15 protein-coding genes are annotated in these 19,481 nt (G+C 62.3%); 8 read left to right on the top strand and 7 right to left on the bottom strand.

Annotated features, from left to right (window positions below; genetic code table 11):
- Positions 1-39: 39 nt before the first annotated feature.
- From aotP to acs, 5 genes are all read right to left on the bottom strand, one after another.
- Positions 40-804, bottom strand: coding sequence for an arginine/ornithine transport ATP-binding protein AotP (gene aotP / locus DJ563_RS01190; RefSeq protein WP_186657974.1), 765 nt, complete (start codon positions 802-804; stop codon positions 40-42).
- Positions 805-826: 22 nt separating this feature from the next.
- Complete coding sequence (locus tag DJ563_RS01185; protein ID WP_274098793.1) at positions 827-1,525, bottom strand: ABC transporter permease; 699 nt, start codon at positions 1,523-1,525, stop codon at positions 827-829.
- Positions 1,522-2,211 (bottom strand): ABC transporter permease, encoded by a 690-nt coding sequence (locus DJ563_RS01180; protein WP_033699572.1) that lies wholly within the window; start codon positions 2,209-2,211, stop codon positions 1,522-1,524. The genes DJ563_RS01185 and DJ563_RS01180 overlap by 4 nt, the downstream gene beginning before the upstream one ends.
- A gap of 88 nt (positions 2,212-2,299) precedes the next feature.
- The gene (locus DJ563_RS01175) at positions 2,300-3,085 is read right to left on the bottom strand and encodes an ABC transporter substrate-binding protein (protein WP_274098792.1); all 786 of its coding nucleotides are present in this window, start codon (positions 3,083-3,085) and stop codon (positions 2,300-2,302) included.
- A 498-nt stretch (positions 3,086-3,583) separates the two neighbouring features.
- Complete coding sequence (acs, locus tag DJ563_RS01170) at positions 3,584-5,545, bottom strand: acetate--CoA ligase (RefSeq protein ID WP_033699574.1); 1,962 nt, start codon at positions 5,543-5,545, stop codon at positions 3,584-3,586.
- Between the two features lie 32 nt (positions 5,546-5,577).
- Between acs and DJ563_RS01165 the strand changes: the two genes are divergently transcribed.
- Both DJ563_RS01165 and DJ563_RS01160 read left to right on the top strand, forming a co-directional pair.
- Entirely contained in the window at positions 5,578-5,835 is a 258-nt protein-coding gene (locus tag DJ563_RS01165; RefSeq protein WP_434518681.1) for a hypothetical protein, read from the top strand.
- 116 nt (positions 5,836-5,951) lie between these two features.
- Positions 5,952-6,206 (top strand): DUF2790 domain-containing protein, encoded by a 255-nt coding sequence (locus DJ563_RS01160; protein WP_033699576.1) that lies wholly within the window; start codon positions 5,952-5,954, stop codon positions 6,204-6,206.
- Between the two features lie 80 nt (positions 6,207-6,286).
- Here DJ563_RS01160 and DJ563_RS01155 read toward each other — a convergent pair whose 3' ends face one another.
- Positions 6,287-7,846, bottom strand: coding sequence for a sigma-54-dependent phenylalanine hydroxylase transcriptional regulator PhhR (locus DJ563_RS01155; RefSeq protein ID WP_033699577.1), 1,560 nt, complete (start codon positions 7,844-7,846; stop codon positions 6,287-6,289).
- Between the two features lie 251 nt (positions 7,847-8,097).
- Between DJ563_RS01155 and phhA the strand changes: the two genes are divergently transcribed.
- The 5 genes from phhA to DJ563_RS01130 all read left to right on the top strand — a co-directional run bounded on the left by phhA (position 8,098) and on the right by DJ563_RS01130 (position 15,297).
- Positions 8,098-8,886: a phenylalanine 4-monooxygenase gene (gene phhA / locus DJ563_RS01150; protein ID WP_274098791.1), complete on the top strand. Its 789-nt coding sequence runs from the start codon at positions 8,098-8,100 to the stop codon at positions 8,884-8,886.
- Between the two features lie 37 nt (positions 8,887-8,923).
- The gene (locus DJ563_RS01145; protein ID WP_274098790.1) at positions 8,924-9,280 is read left to right on the top strand and encodes a 4a-hydroxytetrahydrobiopterin dehydratase; all 357 of its coding nucleotides are present in this window, start codon (positions 8,924-8,926) and stop codon (positions 9,278-9,280) included.
- A 231-nt stretch (positions 9,281-9,511) separates the two neighbouring features.
- Complete coding sequence (locus tag DJ563_RS01140) at positions 9,512-9,640, top strand: hypothetical protein (RefSeq protein ID WP_077068497.1); 129 nt, start codon at positions 9,512-9,514, stop codon at positions 9,638-9,640.
- Between the two features lie 151 nt (positions 9,641-9,791).
- Complete coding sequence (locus DJ563_RS01135) at positions 9,792-13,991, top strand: deaminase domain-containing protein (protein ID WP_434518680.1); 4,200 nt, start codon at positions 9,792-9,794, stop codon at positions 13,989-13,991.
- Between the two features lie 103 nt (positions 13,992-14,094).
- The gene (locus tag DJ563_RS01130) at positions 14,095-15,297 is read left to right on the top strand and encodes an MFS transporter (protein WP_047583456.1); all 1,203 of its coding nucleotides are present in this window, start codon (positions 14,095-14,097) and stop codon (positions 15,295-15,297) included.
- A 58-nt stretch (positions 15,298-15,355) separates the two neighbouring features.
- Here the strand turns inward: DJ563_RS01130 and ydiJ are convergent, their stop codons facing one another.
- The gene (ydiJ, locus tag DJ563_RS01125) at positions 15,356-18,376 is read right to left on the bottom strand and encodes a D-2-hydroxyglutarate dehydrogenase YdiJ (RefSeq protein ID WP_434518679.1); all 3,021 of its coding nucleotides are present in this window, start codon (positions 18,374-18,376) and stop codon (positions 15,356-15,358) included.
- Between the two features lie 151 nt (positions 18,377-18,527).
- Between ydiJ and DJ563_RS01120 the strand changes: the two genes are divergently transcribed.
- Complete coding sequence (locus tag DJ563_RS01120) at positions 18,528-19,412, top strand: LysR substrate-binding domain-containing protein (protein ID WP_186658002.1); 885 nt, start codon at positions 18,528-18,530, stop codon at positions 19,410-19,412.
- Positions 19,413-19,481: the final 69 nt, after the last annotated feature.

Below are 19,481 nucleotides of genomic sequence, written 5' to 3'. Positions count from 1 at the left end.
CGCAGCATGCCCTATTCTGGTGCAAAGATGCAGCGTTCTTTACTTGAGGCTGCCGGAGAGGAACTGCTTGAGCCGCTCCGATTGCGGGTTGGCCAGCACCTCGCGCGGGCAACCGGTCTCTTCCACCAGGCCCTTGTGCAGGAACACCAACTGGTTCGACACCTCGCGGGCAAAGCCCATCTCGTGGGTCACCACCACCATGGTCCGGCCTTCCTGGGCCAGCGCCTGCATGACCTTGAGCACATCACCCACCAGCTCGGGGTCGAGCGCCGAGGTCGGTTCGTCGAACAGCATCACCTCAGGCTCCACGGCCAGGGCACGGGCAATCGCCACGCGCTGCTGCTCGCCACCGGACATGTGCCCCGGGAAGGCATCCTTGCGGTGGGCGACACCGACCTTGGCCAGGTAGTGCTCGGCCTTTTCCAGGGCCTCTTTCTTGTTCATCCCGAGCACGTGCACGGGGGCCTCGATGACGTTTTCCAGCGCGGTCATGTGCGACCACAGGTTGAAATGCTGAAACACCATCGACAGGCGCGAGCGCATGCGCTGCAACTGACGCGGGTCGGCCGCCTTGAGCGCACCATCCTTGCCGGCGACCAGCTTCAACTCTTCGTTGTTGAGCAGGATCTTGCCGGCGTGGGGCTGCTCCAGCAGGTTGATGCAGCGCAGGAAGGTCGACTTGCCCGAACCGCTGGAGCCGATGATGCTGATCACATCGCCGGCCTTGGCCGCCAGGGACACGCCCTTGAGCACTTCATGGCTGCCGTAGCGCTTGTGCAGGTCTTGGACTTCGAGTTTGTACATGCTGTCGATTCTCACAGAGCGGTCAGTGCTTGCGCGGCGCCAGGTAGCCGAGCCAGCGGCGTTCGGCCATCTTGAACAGGCGCACCAGGATGAAGGTCAGGCACAGGTAGAACACGCCCGCCGTGATGTAGGCCTCGAAAGGCAGGTAGTACTGGGCATTGACCGTGCGCGCCGCGCCAGTGATGTCGATCAGGGTAACGATCGAGGCAAGGCTGGTGGTCTGCAGCATCATGATCACTTCGTTGCTGTACTGCGGCAGCGCCCGACGCAAGGCCGACGGCAGCAGGATGCGCCGGTACATCTTCATGCGCGACATGCCCATGGCCTTGGCCGCCTCGATCTCGCCATGGGGCGTGGCCTTGAGGCTGCCGGCGATGATCTCCGCGGTGTAGGCACTGGTGTTGACGGCAAAGGCCAGGCAGGCGCAGAAGGTGGCACTGGACAGCATTGGCCAGAAGATACTCGCGCGCACCGCTTCGAACTGGGCCAGGCCGTAGTAGATCAGAAACAGCTGCACCAGCATCGGCGTGCCGCGAATCACATAGGTGTACAGCCAGGCACTGAGGTTGACCAGCGGCTGCTTGGACACCCGCATCAAGCCCAGCGGAACTGCTGCGAGCAGGCCGAAGAACAGTGACAGCGCCAGCAGCTTGAGGGTGGTCAGCAGCCCGCCGAGGTACAGCGGCATGGCCTCCCACACCACGTTGTAGTCGAAGATCATAGTTCAACCACCTTGACGCCCACCGAGTAGCGTTTTTCAAGATACTTCAAGGCCAGCAGCGAGACACTGGTCAATACCAGGTACATGGCCGCCACCGCCAGAAAGAAAGTGAAGGGTTCGCGGGTGGCGTCAGCCGCCTGCTTGGCTTTGAACATCATGTCCTGCAGGCCGACCACCGAGATCAGCGCCGTGGCCTTGGTCAGCACCAGCCAATTGTTGGTGAAGCCCGGAATGGCCAGGCGGATCATCTGTGGCACCTGGATGCGGAAGAACACCTGAAGGTTGCTCATGCCATAGGCCACGCCGGCTTCGGCCTGGCCCTTGGGGATGCCGAGGAAGGCACCGCGGAAGGTTTCCGACAGGTACGCGCCAAAAATGAAGCCCAAGGTGCCGATGCCCGCAGCCAGCGGGTTCAGGTCGATGTAGTCTTCGTAGCCAAACAGCGGCGCTACCCGGTTGATGATGTCCTGCCCGCCGTAGAAGATCAGCAGGATCAGTACCAAATCCGGAATACCACGGATCACCGTGGCATACATATCGCCCAACCAGGCCAGCCAGCGCACCGGCGACAAGCGCAGCGCCACGCCAATCAGGCCGAGCACGATGGCCAGGGCCATCGACGATAGGGCGAGCTGCAGCGTCAGCCACGCCCCGTCGAGGATGACTGCCCCGTAGCCTTTCAACATGATGAGGTCCTCGACCTAAAGAATGAAAAATGGTGCAAACCTCAGAGCCTCTGCTGTTTGCACCATTGCACAGGTGAAACCCGACGTCTTACTTCGAGTCTGGACCGTAGATGTCGAAATTGAAGTACTTGGCTTCGATTTGTTTGTACTTGCCGTTGGCGCGGATCGCGTCGATGGCCGCATTGATGCGGTCGACGTTGGCCTTGTCACCCTTACGCACGGCAATGCCGATGCCGTCACCGAAGTACTTGGCGTCGGTGAAGGCCGGGCCTACGAAGGCGAAGCCCTTGCCGGCGTCGGTCTTGAGGAAGCCGTCTTCCAGCAGGGTGGCGTCAGCCACGGTGCCATCGAGGCGGCCGGCAGCCACATCCAGGTAGATTTCGTTCTGGGTGCCGTAAGGAACCACAGTGGCACCTTTGGCGCCCAGCACTTCCTTGGCGAAGCGGTCATGGATCGAGCCGCGCTGCACGCCGATCTTCTTGCCCTGCAGTTCGCCCAGGCTGTCGCTGACGGTGGTGCCTTCCTTCATCACCAGGCGTGCTGGGGTCAGGTAGTAGCGGTTGGTGAAGTCGACCGACTTCTTGCGGTCTTCGGTAATCGACATGGACGACAGAATCGCGTCGATCTTGCGCACCTTCAGTGCCGGGATCAGGCCGTCGAACTCTTGCTCGACCCAGGTGCACTTGGCTTTCATCTCTTCACACAGGGCATTGCCGATGTCGTAGTCGAAACCGGCAATGCTGCCGTCGGGCTGCTTGAAGGCAAAGGGTGGGTAGGCGGCTTCGATACCGATTTTCAATGGTTTTTCATCGGCCTGCGACACCAGGGAAAACACGGACAGCGCCAGGGCGCCAAGCAGTGCGAGCTTCTTCATCAGGTAACTCCATCGGTACGGGGCAATACAAGGCAGGTAACGGCTGCCCGATATGCGAATGGGTACAACGCGAGCCGCGCAGGGTCGGTCGGAGACCACGAGCGAGTGAGTGGCATTTTAACGACAGCCCGGTAGTCGATATTTCTTCAAAGCGACAACTACTTACAGAAGCGCTTGAAACCGCTGCGGGCGATGTTGACAGCCATTGCAAGATATGCAAGAGCGCAAGAATTAGAACCCATTGAACTAGCAAATACTGGGCCTATTATTGGCAAAGCCTTGTGTCACGGCAAGCGCAGCGTGCCACCCAGGCAAAAATGCCTGCAAAAACGCACCGAAAGTGGGCCAAGTTGTTTCCTCGTGCCCCGTTTGCGAACACCCACGGTGACAGAAGAGTTACCGATGAATGTCGGGTAACAGTAAAGCAAAAACCCCGCCGGTTGCCCGAGCGGGGTTTTTATCAGAGCCTGGGAGGGGCGTGCTACAACCCCCTGCGCATCACGCCGAAGCCAGGTTCATCGCTTTGTGCGTGTCGATCAGGTGCTGCACCACACCCGGGTCGGCGAGGGTCGAGATATCCCCCAATGAGCCGTACTCCGCCGTGGCGATCTTGCGCAGGATACGCCGCATGATCTTGCCCGAGCGGGTCTTCGGCAGCCCAGGCGCCCACTGGATAACGTCCGGCGAAGCAATCGGCCCGATCTCTTTGCGCACCCAGTTTTTCAGCTCCAGGCGCAGTTGCTCGCTGGGTTCCACGCCGGCATTGAGGGTGACATAGACATAGATGCCCTGCCCCTTGATGTCGTGCGGCACACCCACCACGGCCGCCTCGGCAACCTTGGCGTGGGCAACCATGGCACTTTCGATTTCGGCAGTGCCCATGCGGTGGCCGGACACGTTGAGCACGTCATCCACACGGCCGGTGATCCAGTAGTAACCATCCTCGTCGCGGCGTGCGCCGTCACCGGTGAAGTACATGCCACGGAAAGTCTTGAAGTAGGTGTCGACGAAACGGTCGTGATCGCCATACAGCGAACGCGACTGGCCCGGCCAGGAGTCGAGGATCACCAGGTTGCCTTCGGCGGCGCCATCGATCAGGTTGCCCAGGTTGTCCACCAGCGCCGGCACCACCCCAAAGAACGGACGGGTAGCCGAACCCGGCTTGAGGCCGGTGGCGCCTGGCAACGGGCTGATCAGGATGCCGCCGGTTTCGGTCTGCCACCAGGTATCGACGATTGGGCAACGCTCTTTGCCGACGGCCTTGTAGTACCAGTTCCATGCCTCAGGGTTGATCGGCTCGCCGACCGAACCCAGCAGGCGCAGGCTGGAACCATCGGCGCCGTCAACGGCCGCCTGCCCTTCGGCCATCATGGCGCGAATCGCGGTAGGCGCGGTGTAGAGGATGTTGACCTTGTGCTTGTCGATGATTTTCGACACCCGGGTGATGTCCGGGTAGTTCGGCACGCCCTCGAACAGCAAGGTGGTGGCGCCGTTGGCCAGCGGGCCGTAGACGATGTAACTGTGGCCGGTGACCCAGCCCACGTCTGCGGTGCACCAGTAGACCTCACCCGGGCGGTAGTCGAACACGCGTTCATGGGTCAGCGCCGCGTACACCAGGTAACCCCCCGTGGTGTGCAGCACGCCCTTGGGCTTGCCGGTGGAGCCGGAGGTATAAAGGATGAACAGTGCTTCCTCGGCACCCATTTCTTTCGGCGCGCAATGGCTGGAAGCCACTTTCATCAGGTCTTCGTACCAGATGTCGCGGTGCTGGTGCCAGGCAATCTCGCCACCGGTGCGCTTGCACACGATGATCTTCTGCACGCTGTTGGTTTCAGGGTTGGTCAGGGCCAGGTCGACGTTGCCCTTGAGCGGGGTACGACGGCCGCCGCGCAAGCCTTCGTCGGCAGTGATCACCACCTTGGACTTGCAGTCGATGATTCGGCCGGCCAGCGCCTCGGGGGAGAAGCCGCCGAATACCACCGAGTGGATTGCACCGATGCGGGCACAGGCCAGCATGGCGACCACGGCCTCGGGGATCATCGGCATGTAGATGGTCACCACGTCGCCGCGGTGCACATCCTGGCCACGCAAGGCGTTGGCAAACTTGCAGACCTGCTCGTGGAGCTCGCGGTAGGTGATGTTGCGGTGCTCGGAAGGGTCGTCGCCCTCCCAGATGATCGCCAACTGGTCGCCACGCTCTTCAAGGTGACGGTCCAGGCAGTTGGAGGAAACGTTCAGAGTGCCATCGGCAAACCACTTGATATCGACATGGTGGTCATCGAAGGAGGTCTGCTTGACCTTGGTAAACGGCTTGATCCAGTCCAGACGCTGGGCCTGCTCACGCCAGAAGCCGTCCGGGTTGATCACCGATTGCTGGTACATGGCCTTGTAGGTGGCCTCGTCGGTCAGGGTAGTGGCCGCAACCTCGGGACGAACGGGATACAGTGGAGCCGCACTCATCTGTGTTACCTCGGTGTAATAGTTGTTTTTGTATGGAACCGTTTGTAACTGTACCAGAGCAACAAAAGCCATTCGACGTTGGTAGTAAAGCGGCCGAATTTGGTACTGACGTACGAGCAGAGCGCTCTAGCTCGCGGCTCGCAGCCCTGGCCCGAAAAAATCAGGGTGTTTTTTGGGTGATTGTTACAGATTCTGTCAAAACACTTTATCAAAAGGCCTACTGTTTCAGCGCAAGCCGCCCCCCTAAAATTCATCTCGCCAACAACGGCAAGGCGATTAACTTCTGGTAACAGCCCCCACGAAGGCAAGCGTTAATCCCCCTCTACTTCGATAGTTAAAACCCGCAGCACGTGCGGCGTTACAAACGCCGCGCACCCCCTCACGACCTTAGACAGGTAAATAGAAAATGAAAGCTTTACTGGTATTGGTACTTGGCAGTCTTTGCGGCGCGGCAATGGCCGGCGAAGCAAACGATGCCGAGCAGATTCCGGTTGAACAGTACAGTTATTCGCAGCACCTGGACATTGCCCGCGTCATCTCCATGAGCGAAGTGCCCAACGTCTGTGAAGTCGTGCCCGCCCGCATGACCTATGAGGACTCCAAGGGCCAGACGCACATTCTTGAATACCGCGTGATGGGGAATGGCTGCTCTAACGGCTAACCCTTGAGATCAGGGCCCCGCTGGGGCCCTTCGCGGGCAAACCCGCTGCCACACGCCATTCAAACTTACATCGACGACTATTATTCTGGCGTCTTGCCCAGCGAATAATCGCGCAACTTGTTGGCAATGGTCGTGTGCGAAACACCCAATCGTTTGCCCAATGCGCGGCTACTTGTAAATTCCCCCATCAAACTTTCCAGTACGGCCTTTTCAAAGCGCCCGACAATCTGCGAAAGATCCCCTTCCAGGGAAAATTCCCCCAGCGGTTGACGCACGCCATAGTCGGGCAAACGAATATGCTCGCTTTTAACCACGCCGCCTTCACATAACGAAACCGCCTGGAACAATACGTTTTCCAGTTGCCGCACATTACCGGGCCAGTGGTACTGGCTGAGTTTATCCATTGCTGCCGGCAGCAGGCGCGGCAACGCGCAGCCAATTTGTCGGCTGGCCTGATCGAGAAAGTGCTGCACCAGCCCCTCCAGCCCATCCATGCACTCACGCAAGGGCGGGATGTGCAAAGACAACACATTGAGGCGGTGATACAGGTCCTGGCGGAACTCGCCGCGTGCGCACAACTCGGACAAGTCCACCTGGGTCGCGCAGATGACCCGCACATCCAGGTACACCTCTTCATCACTGCCTACCCGGCGAAAGCAACCGTCCTGCAGAAAACGCAGCAGCTTCACCTGCAGCCGCGGGCTCATCTCCCCGACCCCATCGAGAAACAGCGTACCGCCCGCCGTCAGCTCCAGCAGCCCCAGCTTGCCTTCGGCCCGCGCCCCTTCGAAGGCACCCGGGCCGTAGCCGAACAGCTCGGTCTCGGCCATCGACTCGGGCAACCCCGCGCAATTGAGCGCCATCAGCGGCGACTGCCCACGCGGGCTGGCCAGATGGCAGGCGCGCGCCAGCAGCTCTTTGCCGGTGCCCGTCTCGCCTTCGATCAGCAAGGGTGCATCCAGTGGCGCCATGCGCCGCGCCTCACGCACCACCGCCGCCATCACCCGCGAGCTCTGGAAGATACTGTCAAAGCCGCGCAACTCCTGCTTGCGCACGTTATAGATGCGCTCACCGATACGGTCGGCGCGGTGCAAAGTCAGCACCGCGCCGGCCAGCGCCTCGCTGTCGTCATGCTCGGATTGCAACGGCGCGATATCGGCGAGAAACACGTCGCCCTTGACCTTGACCCGCAAGCCGTTGATGCGCGACTTGTTGGCCCGCACCAGTTCGGGCAGGTCGAAGTCTTCGACATAACGCGCCAGCGGCATACCCGGCACCTCGTCGACCCGCACCCCGAGCAACTGCGCCGCCGTGCGGTTGGCGGCAACGATGCTGCCGCCCATGTCGATCGACAGCACAGGGAAGTCCAATGCGCCCAATAATGCATTCAGCTCCATGTGCCGACGCTCACTGGGCATCAAACCCACGCGCTTGACGCCGAACACTCCGGCAATGGCCTCGAATTTCGGCCGCAGGGCCTGGAACTGCAGGTTGATCAGGTTCGGGCAGTGCAGGTAGATGGCATTGCCATGATCGCCCCCCACCTCGCCGCGCAGCACGTTGATGCCGTACTCCACCAACAGGTTGAGGATGTCGCGAAGGATGCCGATGCGGTTCTGGCAATGCACTTTGATACGCATGAGAGCTCTCTAAGCGCCGATGTTTTTCACCTGGGCGCGGAAAATTCGTAAAGATAAGCTGACAAAAACAGGCAAACCATCAGCGCTATGCCCCGGATTTTCCGTCACCCGCGTGTTTTTGTAAAATTTTCGTTACGAATAGCCGCCAACCCATCACCTGACAGAAGCACCTGCCCCCGTGCAAATTGCCGGATGAGGGGATATTCCTAGGGTAAGCACATAACAAGAAAAGCCCTCACCAGGAGAGCCACATGAAACAGACGCAATACGTGGCACGCGAGCCCGATGCGCATGGTTTTATCGACTACCCGCAGCAAGAGCATGCGGTGTGGAATACGCTGATCACCCGTCAGCTGAAAGTCATCGAAGGCCGTGCGTGCCAGGAATACCTGGACGGCATCGACCAGCTCAAGCTGCCCCACGACCGCATCCCGCAACTGGGCGAGGTCAACAAGGTGCTGGGCGCCACCACCGGCTGGCAGGTCGCCCGCGTACCGGCACTGATCCCCTTCCAGACCTTCTTCGAATTGCTGGCCAGCAAGCGCTTCCCGGTTGCCACGTTCATCCGCACCCCGCAAGAACTGGACTACCTGCAGGAACCGGACATCTTCCACGAGATCTTCGGCCACTGCCCGCTGCTGACCAACCCTTGGTTCGCCGAGTTCACCCACACCTATGGCAAACTCGGCCTGGCCGCAACCAAAGAGCAGCGCGTGTACCTGGCGCGCCTGTACTGGATGACCATCGAGTTCGGCCTGATGGAGACCCCGCAAGGTCAGAAGATCTATGGCGGCGGCATCCTTTCCTCGCCGAAAGAAACGGTCTACAGCCTGTCGAACGAACCGGAACACCAGGCGTTCGACCCGATCGAAGCGATGCGCACGCCGTACCGCATCGACATCCTGCAGCCGCTGTATTTCGTCTTGCCCAACCTCAAGCGGCTGTTCGACCTGGCCCATGAAGACATCATGGGCATGGTTCAGCAGGCCATGCAGCTTGGCCTGCACGCCCCCAAGTTTCCACCCAAGGTTGCTGCCTGAAACCACCCTGATAACAACTCGAACTGGAAAAGTAATCATGAATGCCTTGAACCAAGCCCATTGCGAAGCCTGCCGCGCCGATGCACCGAAAGTCAGCGACGAGGAACTGGCGGAGCTGATTCGCGAAATCCCGGACTGGAACATCGAAGTGCGCGACGGCCACATGGAGCTGGAGCGCGTGTTCAAGTTCAAGAACTTCAAGCATGCCCTGGACTTCACCAATGCCGTGGGTGAAATCGCTGAAGCAGAAGGCCATCACCCTGGCCTGCTGACCGAGTGGGGCAAGGTCACCGTGACCTGGTGGAGCCACTCGATCAAGGGCCTGCACCGCAACGACTTCATCATGTGCGCGCGTACCGACAAGGTTGCCGAGTCGGCTGAAGGCCGCAAGTAACACCTGAAGACGGGGCCGCTGTGCCCCCCCTATACGGCGTTCCGGCGCGAAGGGGGGCACAGCGGCCCCGTTTTTTTGTAAGACAAATGTCCGTTATTCGCCCGTAAACCCGACAAGCGAACGGGAAAAAGTTCAAACTGTCATCCAGACTGCTGTATCCTGCCCCAGCTTTCCGAAGCCCCAAACGCGCCTGGCGCAGCCTTTTCACTCACACTTGCGAGGAACGACGAGATGCATGAAATCCCGAATCTTCCCTTCCCAAGCCTGAACCCAGAAGAGCAAACCGTTTCCGTCCACGCCGAGCCGACGCCTGCCGTCGACCAGGATGGTGACGATCAATCCAGCGCTGATCAGGAATAAACCGCGCATCACAACTGTGTGAAAACGGCTGACCTGCGGGCCACCGCCGTCAACACGTTTTCACACCGTTCAGCCTCAGGCAGTAGCCTGCTACCCCCCGCTCACCTGCCAGGCTATGCATCGTTGCGGCTCCCTTACCGGAGATTGCACCATGCATTCACCCTCCTCCGCTCCCGACGAGTACCGCCGCCGCATCGATGCGATCACAGCCCAGGACATCCTGCTGGCGAATGATACGTCCGGCCCCCTCGACCTGAAGACTTCGCTGAGCCTGCACTTTGACCGGGCATTCGACTTCGACGACCTGTTTCCGCGTCAGCTCCAGGACCATGAGTTGCGCGAGGCCCTGAACCAGGCATTTGCCAGCCCGGCAGCCACGAGCCACCTCAACGCCTTTTTCAAGCGCCCGCCGGCGACACCCTTGGCCACCGGCGAGTGTGCCTATTTCTTCAGAACCTTGGTGGCAAGGGCACTTCCCGACGACCTTACTGGCCCATCGGGAGCCGCTGCCTATCACGCCTGCAGCCTGGCCCAGACGCTGTGGGCCAGGCACCTGTGTCACAAGCGCCGTGACGCCTTCATCATGGCGGCCCTGCTGCTTCACCACGACCTGCCCGACGAAGCCCCGCCGCCCCTGGTGCCAGCAACGGCAGTGGAACTTGCGCACGCCCTGGACCTCGATGCCCTGTCACACCACCTGCTGGCCGTACCGACAGGCAGCAACCCAGCCGAGCACCTGTTCGCGACACTTGAGGCAGACGTCTACTACCAGGGGCTGCGCTATCGCCCCCCGACCCTGCGCGAACGCGAAGCCGGCCATGAGCCCAATCAGTACGGCAAAGTCGCCTTGCCGGGCGCAGCGCTGAGTGCCCCCGTCGCCCAGGTACTGGATGCGTTGTTGCACGCCCAGGCTTTCCGTAACTGGGCCGCTCGCCTGACACAAGCCCTGCAGTTGCCAGAGGACATCAACAGCCGTGACCTTGCCGAACAGGCCCTGATCGATTGGCTTTACCCACCGCATGAACGACGTGCCGGCTATGTATTGGACTTCGAACTGTTCAACCCACTGAACCAGTGGCTACCGTATGCCGACATACGCCTGGACCTGACCAACAGCGTACAGGCCAGCCTCGGCTGCCGCCCCGCCGTTGCCGAACTGGCTGCCGAGTTACTGCTGCGCCACTTCGCCCCCGAACTGCTGCTCGACGACACCCCCACAGCGATACCTTATCGACCCGACCTGAACTGGGCCATTCTGCGCCAAGGGGTCATGCTGCTGCGCGACCTGCAGCGCCCGCTGAGTCATGAACAGGCAGAGCAGATACTCAGCCAGACCGTCGAAGACTCCGCTGGCAGCAGTGAAGCCCTGCGCGACACGCTCGCCCAGTGGGGGCCGCTGCAGGGCCACATCGAGTACATGCCGCCCTGGTCGGCCCAGCAATGGCGCACGGTCTACGATCACTACCTGATTGCCTGGGATGTGGCGCAATTGCAGCAGCGCCCAGACCGCATGGCCGAAGCGTGCAGGTTGCTGGAGGCAGCCAGCATCGACCCGGCCGGGCGCAACGTCGATGGCCAGCTTCACCTCGAGGCGTATGTCGATCAACAAACCCGCTACAGCGCGAAAGGCCTGCCAGACGTCACCCAATGGTTCGAAGAGGCATTCGACCACTGGCTGGCATCGGCCCAAGTACTCCATGAAGGCCTGATGCAACGGCTCCTCAGGCATCTGCCGGAAGCTTATCTGCAGGCACTGCGCGAAGGCCCCTGGACCTGTTACGCCGCGACCTGGCCACGTTATCGGCAACCTGGCCCGGTCCCGCCCTATGGTGACAGCCCCGAGGAACACTGGCAGCAAGAGGTAGGCACACTGGGCATGCTGGTTTTGTTGCAAGGTGAACACGACCACACGTTACTGGAACTGTTCCCGCAGCGCTTGACATGGCACGAGCGCGCCATCCCCTTGGCTGCCGCCCACCGCCTCTCGGACATTGTGACACTGCCCTATCAGGCCTATAACGAAGCGCCCCCTACCTGGGATGTCGCCACGTTCCATTCCAGCCTGAGCACCATCATCCAAGCGCCGGCGCAGCACAGACTGGAGGCTCTGACCAAAGCCTACGTCCAATACGTCGGGCTAGGTAACAGCGCAGCGTTGCATGCCGTCAGCAAAGGCGCCACGCTTCACGAGGCATTCCTTGCCGAGAGGCGCAAAGTCAGCAACTGGGGTTACTTCTGGAACCTGATCAAACGCACCGTGCCAGGGGCAACCTGCTTCGACGTACAGAACGGGCAGGATGCAGCGAGTTGCATACTGGACGTAGTGGCAGGCGCAGGTACGGCAACCAGTGCGCTCCGCCGCGCAGCAAACCCACTGGCGCGCCTGTCCGCTGCCAACAGCCAAGCCGCTCGGGCAATGCGCCTAGGGCTGGTCAAATCAGCCCGACGCTGGTCCGAGTTATCCGAATTGCCGCCTGCGGTCTATGCCCGAACCGTGGGGCCAAGGCGCTGGCACAGCCAGCCTGAACTGCCCACTCATGCAGCCTGGCCGAACAACTTCAGGCTCGATCAGCCGCCCCCGCCCGGCCTGACCCCTGGCCAGTTCAGGCGCGACCGCCTGACACCGGCGGATGCACCTTTGGCGTGGCAAGGCCATCCCCGCCCACTGTCGATTGCCAGGAGCGATGGCCAGGTGGATACGCTGATCAACGGCGCCGTATACCGCCATCACCCCGGCGGACTCAGCAATACACTGCGCCGGATCGACAACCAACCGCTGTCGCTCGCCCCGGCGCCGACCCTGCAGAACGCGCCATACCGCAACGAAGGCGACAGGCATATCGCCTTGAGCTTCTCCCCGGCCGCCAACGAAGCGCATACCCCCCTGTTCGGCCAGCAGGTAAGCCATGCTTTCCAGCATGTGCGTATCGAGCCTGCGCCCATACGCATGCACGGAGGCGACAGCCGGTTTGACGCCTGGACACAGGCCATGGTGCATGAGGGCAAGGTGGTGAACTACACCGGCCAGCCGTCCAAACCGCTCGCCCCGATAAAGGCACTGGAGGCTCGGGTTCGCCTGGGCATCATCACCCCCCCGGTTTACCACCGACGCATCACTGCCGACCCTTTGGCGGAATTCTGGTTTGGCTTGCCCGAAACGTTTTCAGCCGCCCAAGTGCAACTGATCGCCCGCGTCTGCCCACCGGTGCGCCTGGGCGGGCTGGCCAGAACCGTGCCCGACCGCCGCACGTTGAGGGCGGCAATCATCGAGTGGCAAGGCCGCGACTGGATGATCGTCGAGGCCGATGTCGGCGTCTTCTATGCAGCGCAGTGGGTGATATCGCCCTGGCAAGCGCGCCAGTTGAACGCGCTTGCAGCCGGTACATTGCGGCCAGGTGACCTGCCCACGCCACCCTCCAGCACGCGACAAACCCTGTCGCGGGTGCGCGACGAAAAGATGATCGAACGTTATCTGCAGGTCAGCGAAACCTACCGGATCGTCGCGACTCGCCCCAATCTGCAGCGTGACATCGACAACCTGACCGCCCTCCTGCGCGACTGGCTTGAACACAGCCGCGCCAGCCACCCGCCCGCATCCAGCTTGTTCCAGGAGCTACTCGACGCGGCGGAGGCGCGCATGCTGCCTGAGTACGCCAAGAACATTCTGACGGCTCCCGCTGCCCAGGATGCCCTTACCGGCGTCGCCAAGCTCAACCTGGCAGGTCTGAACCGGGAAATCATTCCCGCCTGGCGGCCACTGCGCCAAGCCGCGCTGACTGAGCAGGATCACGTAGCCCTCGTGCTCAACACCTTGCTGCCCGCTACCGGCACCGACGCGCCCTTCATGCCGATGAGCGTGGCCGAACTACTCAGCGAAGCTGGCGCGCTGCAACTTCGCCGACACTTGCCTGGTGCTAACCTGGCTTTCGCCACCGCGACACTGGAAGATGGCAGCCGCCGGGTCTACTTTTCGCTGTCCGGTGGCTGGAAAAACCGCAAGGTAGGCATACCAACACCGCCAGCCGAACCGCACACACGCGTGACCTACATCGATGCACGCGCGCGCATGGAGGGCCAGCTACCGTCCCCCCGCTTTACTGAGCTGCCCACATTGCGTCGCCCCGACCACTTCAATATCGTCGAGCATCATAGGCACCTGGACTCCGAACGCTTGATCGCCACAGTGCTCAACGACGACCTGCTCGCCGCGCCCGACAGCGTGCGCAGCATCGAAGTGTTCACCCTGTTCAGTGCCTGCCGCTCGTGTGGGGGCTATGTGATGCCACGCCTGCGCCTGGACTACGGCAGGGCATCCTTCAGTGTCAGCTGGCTGGTGGACTACAAGGAGTGACCGCACGCCGTGGGCAGGCTTGTTCATCAAAGACCTGCCCACAGGCCGGGCCAGGGTGGATATGATTACACCGTTCTCGCCCGTCTAGCCCAATGGATCTGCCATGCCCGCCAAATCCACGTCACACCTTGCGATCACCGCGCAGGTGGTGTCCATCGTCCTTTTCACGTTCATCGGCTACCTGAACATCGGCATCCCCCTGGCCGTCCTGCCGGGTTATGTGCATAACGACCTGGGCTTCAGCACCGTGATCGCCGGCCTGGTGATCAGTGTGCAGTACCTGGCCACGTTGCTCAGCCGCCCTACGGCCAGCCGCATCATCGATAACCTCGGCAGCAAGAAGGCAGTGATGTATGGCCTGGCCGGGTGCGGGCTCAGCGGCGTCTTCATGCTGGCCTGCGCCTTCCTCACCCACTTGCCCTGGCTGAGTTTGACCTGCCTGCTGGTGGGCCGCCTGGTGCTGGGCAGCGCCGAAAGCCTGGTGGGTTCTGGCGCGATTGGTTGGGGGATCGGCCGAGTTGGCGCCGAAAACACGGCCAAAGTGATTTCCTGGAACGGCATCGCCAGCTACGGCGCGCTGGCCATCGGCGCCCCACTGGGCGTGCTGATGGTCAAGAGCCTGGGGCTGTGGAGCATGGGTGCAAGCATCATCCTGTTGTGCGTGCTCGGCCTGCTGCTGGCCTGGCCGAAGCGCGCCGCGCCAGTGGTCAGCGGGGTGCGCCTGCCATTCCTGCGGGTGCTGGGAAAAGTGTTCCCGCATGGTTCGGGGCTGGCTCTGGGCTCGATCGGCTTTGGCACCATCGCCACTTTCATCACCCTGTACTACGCCAGCCGTGGCTGGGCGAATGCGGCACTGACCCTGAGCCTGTTCGGGGCCAGCTTCATCTGTGCGCGGCTGCTGTTCGGCAACCTGATCAATCGGCTGGGCGGCTTCAGGGTGGCGATCGCCTGCCTGGCGGTGGAGACGCTTGGCCTGCTGATGCTGTGGCTGGCGCCCAGCGCCGAGCTGGCATTGGCCGGGGCGGCGCTCAGTGGCTTTGGCTTCTCGCTGGTGTTTCCGGCGCTGGGGGTCGAGGCGGTGAACCAGGTGTCGGCGGCCAACCGCGGGGCGGCAGTAGGTGCGTATTCGCTGTTCATCGATTTGTCGCTGGGGATTACCGGGCCGTTGGTGGGCGCGGTGGCGGCGGGGTTCGGGTTTGCTTCGATGTTCCTGTTTGCGGCGGGGGCTTCGGGGTGCGGGCTGGTGTTGAGCCTGTACCTGTATCGGCAGGCGCGACATGGCCGCAAACAGGCCCAGGATGCTTGAGCTTGCAAGGCCTGGACTGCCCTCTTCGCGGTGACCCCGCGAAGAGGGGGTAACAGGCTTACCGCTGCGCGTACTGCAACACCACTTCCAGCGGATGACGCATCTGCCGCTCGGTCATGCGCTTGACCTGGCTGCGGCACGAGTAACCTGTCGCCAGCGCCTCGCCTTCCTTGTCCAGCTTGGTCGCCCAGGACTGCTCGAAGATGGTCCGCGAAGTCTCCTGGTTACGCGCTTCATGCCCGTAGGTGCCGGACATGCCGCAGCAACCGGTAGCCTCGGTCACCAGCTTCAGGCCCAGGCGTGCGAACACCTGCTCCCACTGCCGAGTACTGGCCGGTACGTTGGTTTTCTCGGTGCAGTGGGCCATCAAGCGGAAATTGCCGGGTGCGGTCGGCGCCTGCTCCGGCAGCACATCCATCAGCCACTCCTGCGGCAACAGCACGTTCGGGCAGCCTTCCAGGCCCGGCACCTTCTGGTACTCCTGGCGGTACACCAGGGTCATGGCCGGGTCCAGCCCCACCAGCGGCACGCCGCAATCGGCCAGGGCCTTGAGCTGGGTACCGTTGCGGATCGCCGCCTTGGCGAAGGCCCCAAGGAAGCCCTGCACATGCAAGGGCTTGCCGTTGGCACTGTATGGCGCCAGGAATACCCGGTGGCCCAGGCGGTGAGCCAGGTCGATGAAGGCAGCCAGCAGCGGCGTCTCGAAGTAACGGGTGAAGGCATCCTGCACCAGCACGATGCTGCGCTCACGCTGGGCCGGCGTCAGCTCGCGCAGGGCAGGCACGCTGGCCACGCCGACGCGGCAGCGGGTCAAGGTGGCCTGGAAGTTGAAACGGCTGATCAACGGGCTGTCGACCATGCCGACCTTGTCGGCCAGCAGCTTGCTGACCCACTTCGAGCCCATTACCGCGTTGTACAGCCCCGGCGCATGCGCCAGGTACGGGATGGTGAACTCCAGCGAGCCGATCAGGTAATCACGCAGCGGGCGCTGGTAGCGGCCGTGGTAGAGCTCGAGGAAACGCGAGCGGAAGTCCGGCACGTTGACCTTGATCGGGCATTGCCCCGCGCACGACTTGCACGCCAGGCAACCGGCCATGGCGTCGTAGACTTCGTGGGAGAAGTCTGCCTGCCCCTGGTCGCGCCCGCGGTTGTTGCGCAGCCGCGCCGGCAGGCCCTTGAGCCAGGACACCTTGTTGCGCGCTGCCGCCAGCACATCGATATCCGCTGCGCCCTGCAAGCGCAACCATTCACGCATCAACGAGGCACGGCCCTTGGGTGAGTGCTGACGCTCACGGGTGGCCTTCCACGACGGGCACATGGCGTCGTTGGGGTCGTAGTTGTAGCAGGCGCCGTTGCCGTTGCAGTGCACGGCGCTGCTGAAGTTCTGCCAGACGCGCTCGTCGATGGTGCGGTCGAGGTCACCGCGCAACGTCACGCCATCGACCTTGGTCAGGCCTTCGGCGCTGTCTGGCGGCGTGCAGATCTTGCCGGGGTTGAGCTGGTTGCGTGGGTCGAACGCCCCTTTGAGGCGCTGCAACGCCGGGTACAGTTCGCCAAAGTAATCGGGCACGTATTCCGAGCGCAGGCCCTTGCCGTGCTCACCCCAAAGCAGCCCGCCATAGCGCTGGGTCAGCGCCGCCACGGCATCGGAAATCGGCTTGACCAGTGCGGCCTGGGCCGGGTCTTTCATGTCAAGCGCCGGACGCACGTGCAGCACACCGGCATCCACGTGGCCGAACATGCCATAGGCCAGGCCATGGCCATCGAGCAGCGCGCGGAAGTCGGCAATGTAGTCGGCCAGTTGCTCTGGCGGTACTGCCGTGTCTTCGACGAACGGCTGCGGGCGCACCTCACCCTCGACGTTGCCAAGCAGGCCCACCGAGCGTTTGCGCATGGTGTAGACGCGGGTGACCGCCTCGGCGCCTTCGGCCAGGGTGTGCCCAAGGCGCTCGACGCTGGTGTCGCTTTGCAGGTGCTGGATGAACGCCTGTACCCGGGCATTGACCTCGTCAGGCTGATCGCCACAGAACTCCACCAGGTTGATACCCAGGGTCGGGCGCTCGGGGTCGGCCGGGAAATATTCGGCGACGCTGTGCCAGACGATGTCCTTCATCGCCAGCATCAGCACCTTGGAGTCGACGGTTTCGATCGACAAGGGTTTGTGCGCCATCAAGGCATTGGCGTCACGCAGGGCATCCATGAAGCTGGTGTAGCGGACGTTGACCAGTACCGCGTATTTCGGGATCGGCAGCACATTGAGCTTGGCTTCGACCACGTAACCCAGCGACCCTTCGGCACCGCACAGCACGCTGTTGAGGTTGAAGCGCCCCTGCTCGTCGCGCAGGTGCGCCAGGTCGTAACCGGTCAGGCAGCGGTTGAGCTTGGGGAAGGTGCTTTCGATCAGCTCGGCCTGGGTTTCCTGGATTTCGCGGGCCACCCGATAGACTTCGCCAACCCGCCCCGGCGCGGCGCAGGCCTGGTCCAGCGCGGCGTCATCGATGGACAGGCTGTGCAGGCGTTCGCCGCCGAGCAGTACGCTGTGCAATTCGAGCACGTGATCGCGGGTCTTGCCGTAGGTGCAGCTGCCCTGGCCGCTGGCGTCGGTGTTGATCATGCCGCCGACGGTGGCGCGGTTGGAGGTGGACAGTTCAGGCGCGAAGAACAGCCCGTGCGGCTTGAGCGCGGCGTTGAGCTGGTCCTTGACCACACCGGCCTGAACCCGCACCCAGCGCTGCTCGACGTTGATTTCGAGGATGCTGTTCATGTGCCGCGACAGGTCGACGACGATGCCGTCGGTCAGCGACTGGCCGTTGGTGCCGGTACCGCCGCCACGCGGGGTCAGCTTGACCTGCGCAAAGCGCGCGTCGCCCATCAGCGCGGCGACCCGCGCCACGTCATCGGCGTCACGCGGGAACACCGCCGCCTGGGGCAGGCGCTGGTAAATCGAGTTGTCGGTGGCCAGCACCGTTCGGGTAGCGTAATCGGCACTGATCTGGCCACGGAAGCCACTGTTGCGCAGGGCTTCGAGGAATTCTGGGTAGTTCGCGGACGGTGCACTGGTCGGCAGCTGGGCGATCATCGAAGGATGGCCTCTTGATATGGGCTAATTCACGGAAATCCTGTCACGCCGGCATGAGTCGTTTCACACCTGATGACGAATAGGCCAATGTTCCTGTACTTTCGCGCCAGGGGCAAACGGATAATCCTGCCGCTATCGATGACTTTTATGAATGAATTACCGCCACCTGACACCGTCCATGTCACTGCTGCTGGCATTCGAAGCCGCCGCGCGGCATGAAAGCTACACCCGCGCCGCCGCCGAACTGTCACTGACCCAGAGCGCCGTCAGCCGCCAGGTGCAGGCGCTGGAGCAGCAATTGGGGCTGACGCTGTTTCGCCGCGAGGGCCGCCAGGTGCAGTTGACTGACGTCGGCCGGCTGTACCAGCGCGAGCTGAGCGAAGCATTGGGGCGCATCCGCAGCGCCACGCTGCAGGCGCTGGCCTACCAGTCGGGCGTCGGCACGCTGCGCCTGGCCACCCTGCCCACCTTCGGCTCGAAATGGTTGCTGCCGCGGCTGCATGCGTTCTACAGCGCCCACCCAGGCATGCTGGTGCATATTCATTCACGGATCGAAGCGATCAACTTCGACACCAGCGAGATCGACGCGGCCATCGGGGTGGCGAGCCACGACCTGCCGGGGCTGATCTGCCACCGCCTGCATGCCGAGGAGCTGCTGGTGATCCTGCCGCCAGAGGCAGCCGCCGACCCGCATGGCTGGAGCCCCGCCCGGGTCAGCGAGGAAGTGCTGCTCAATGTCGCCAACAACCCGCATGCCTGGGGCGAGTGGTTCTCGCATCACCAGCTGCCGCACCGGGCGATGCGCCTGGGGCCGAGTTTCGAGCTGACCTCACACTTGATCCAGGCGGTGCGGGCCGGCATCGGCATCGGCCTGGTGCCGCGGATTCTGGTGCAAGAGGAGCTGGCCAAGGGCGAGCTGTTCAGCCCCGGCGCAGCATTTGCCAGCCAGCGCAGCTATTACCTGATCTACCCGCCGCGCAATGAAGCGCTGCCGTCGCTGCGGGCGTTTCGCAGCTGGTTGCTTGAGCAGATCTGAGTTTTTGACTGCTTTAGTGGCAACAAAAAACCCGATGCCAGTGACCTGACATCGGGTTTGCGTTATTGC

It is taken from the genome of Pseudomonas sp. NFX1 (genome assembly GCF_051123555.1).
Lineage (GTDB): Bacteria > Pseudomonadota > Gammaproteobacteria > Pseudomonadales > Pseudomonadaceae > Aquipseudomonas > Aquipseudomonas capeferrum.
This window is presented reverse-complemented; position numbering and strand designations above follow the sequence as displayed.

What these genes read in the sequence shown, in the direction of transcription:
- aotP (WP_186657974.1), bottom strand. Translation starts at nt 804, where the DNA reads ATGTACAAACTCGAAGTCCAAGACCTGCACAAGCGCTACGGCAGCCAT.
- DJ563_RS01185 (WP_274098793.1), bottom strand. Translation starts at nt 1,525, where the DNA reads ATGATCTTCGACTACAACGTGGTGTGGGAGGCCATGCCGCTGTACCTC.
- DJ563_RS01180 (WP_033699572.1), bottom strand. Translation starts at nt 2,211, where the DNA reads ATGTTGAAAGGCTACGGGGCAGTCATCCTCGACGGGGCGTGGCTGACG.
- DJ563_RS01175 (WP_274098792.1), bottom strand. Translation starts at nt 3,085, where the DNA reads ATGAAGAAGCTCGCACTGCTTGGCGCCCTGGCGCTGTCCGTGTTTTCC.
- acs (WP_033699574.1), bottom strand. Translation starts at nt 5,545, where the DNA reads ATGAGTGCGGCTCCACTGTATCCCGTTCGTCCCGAGGTTGCGGCCACT.
- DJ563_RS01165 (WP_434518681.1), top strand. Translation starts at nt 5,578, where the DNA reads ATGGAACCGTTTGTAACTGTACCAGAGCAACAAAAGCCATTCGACGTT.
- DJ563_RS01160 (WP_033699576.1), top strand. Translation starts at nt 5,952, where the DNA reads ATGAAAGCTTTACTGGTATTGGTACTTGGCAGTCTTTGCGGCGCGGCA.
- DJ563_RS01155 (WP_033699577.1), bottom strand. Translation starts at nt 7,846, where the DNA reads ATGCGTATCAAAGTGCATTGCCAGAACCGCATCGGCATCCTTCGCGAC.
- phhA (WP_274098791.1), top strand. Translation starts at nt 8,098, where the DNA reads ATGAAACAGACGCAATACGTGGCACGCGAGCCCGATGCGCATGGTTTT.
- DJ563_RS01145 (WP_274098790.1), top strand. Translation starts at nt 8,924, where the DNA reads ATGAATGCCTTGAACCAAGCCCATTGCGAAGCCTGCCGCGCCGATGCA.
- DJ563_RS01140 (WP_077068497.1), top strand. Translation starts at nt 9,512, where the DNA reads ATGCATGAAATCCCGAATCTTCCCTTCCCAAGCCTGAACCCAGAAGAG.
- DJ563_RS01135 (WP_434518680.1), top strand. Translation starts at nt 9,792, where the DNA reads ATGCATTCACCCTCCTCCGCTCCCGACGAGTACCGCCGCCGCATCGAT.
- DJ563_RS01130 (WP_047583456.1), top strand. Translation starts at nt 14,095, where the DNA reads ATGCCCGCCAAATCCACGTCACACCTTGCGATCACCGCGCAGGTGGTG.
- ydiJ (WP_434518679.1), bottom strand. Translation starts at nt 18,376, where the DNA reads ATGATCGCCCAGCTGCCGACCAGTGCACCGTCCGCGAACTACCCAGAA.
- DJ563_RS01120 (WP_186658002.1), top strand. Translation starts at nt 18,528, where the DNA reads ATGAATTACCGCCACCTGACACCGTCCATGTCACTGCTGCTGGCATTC.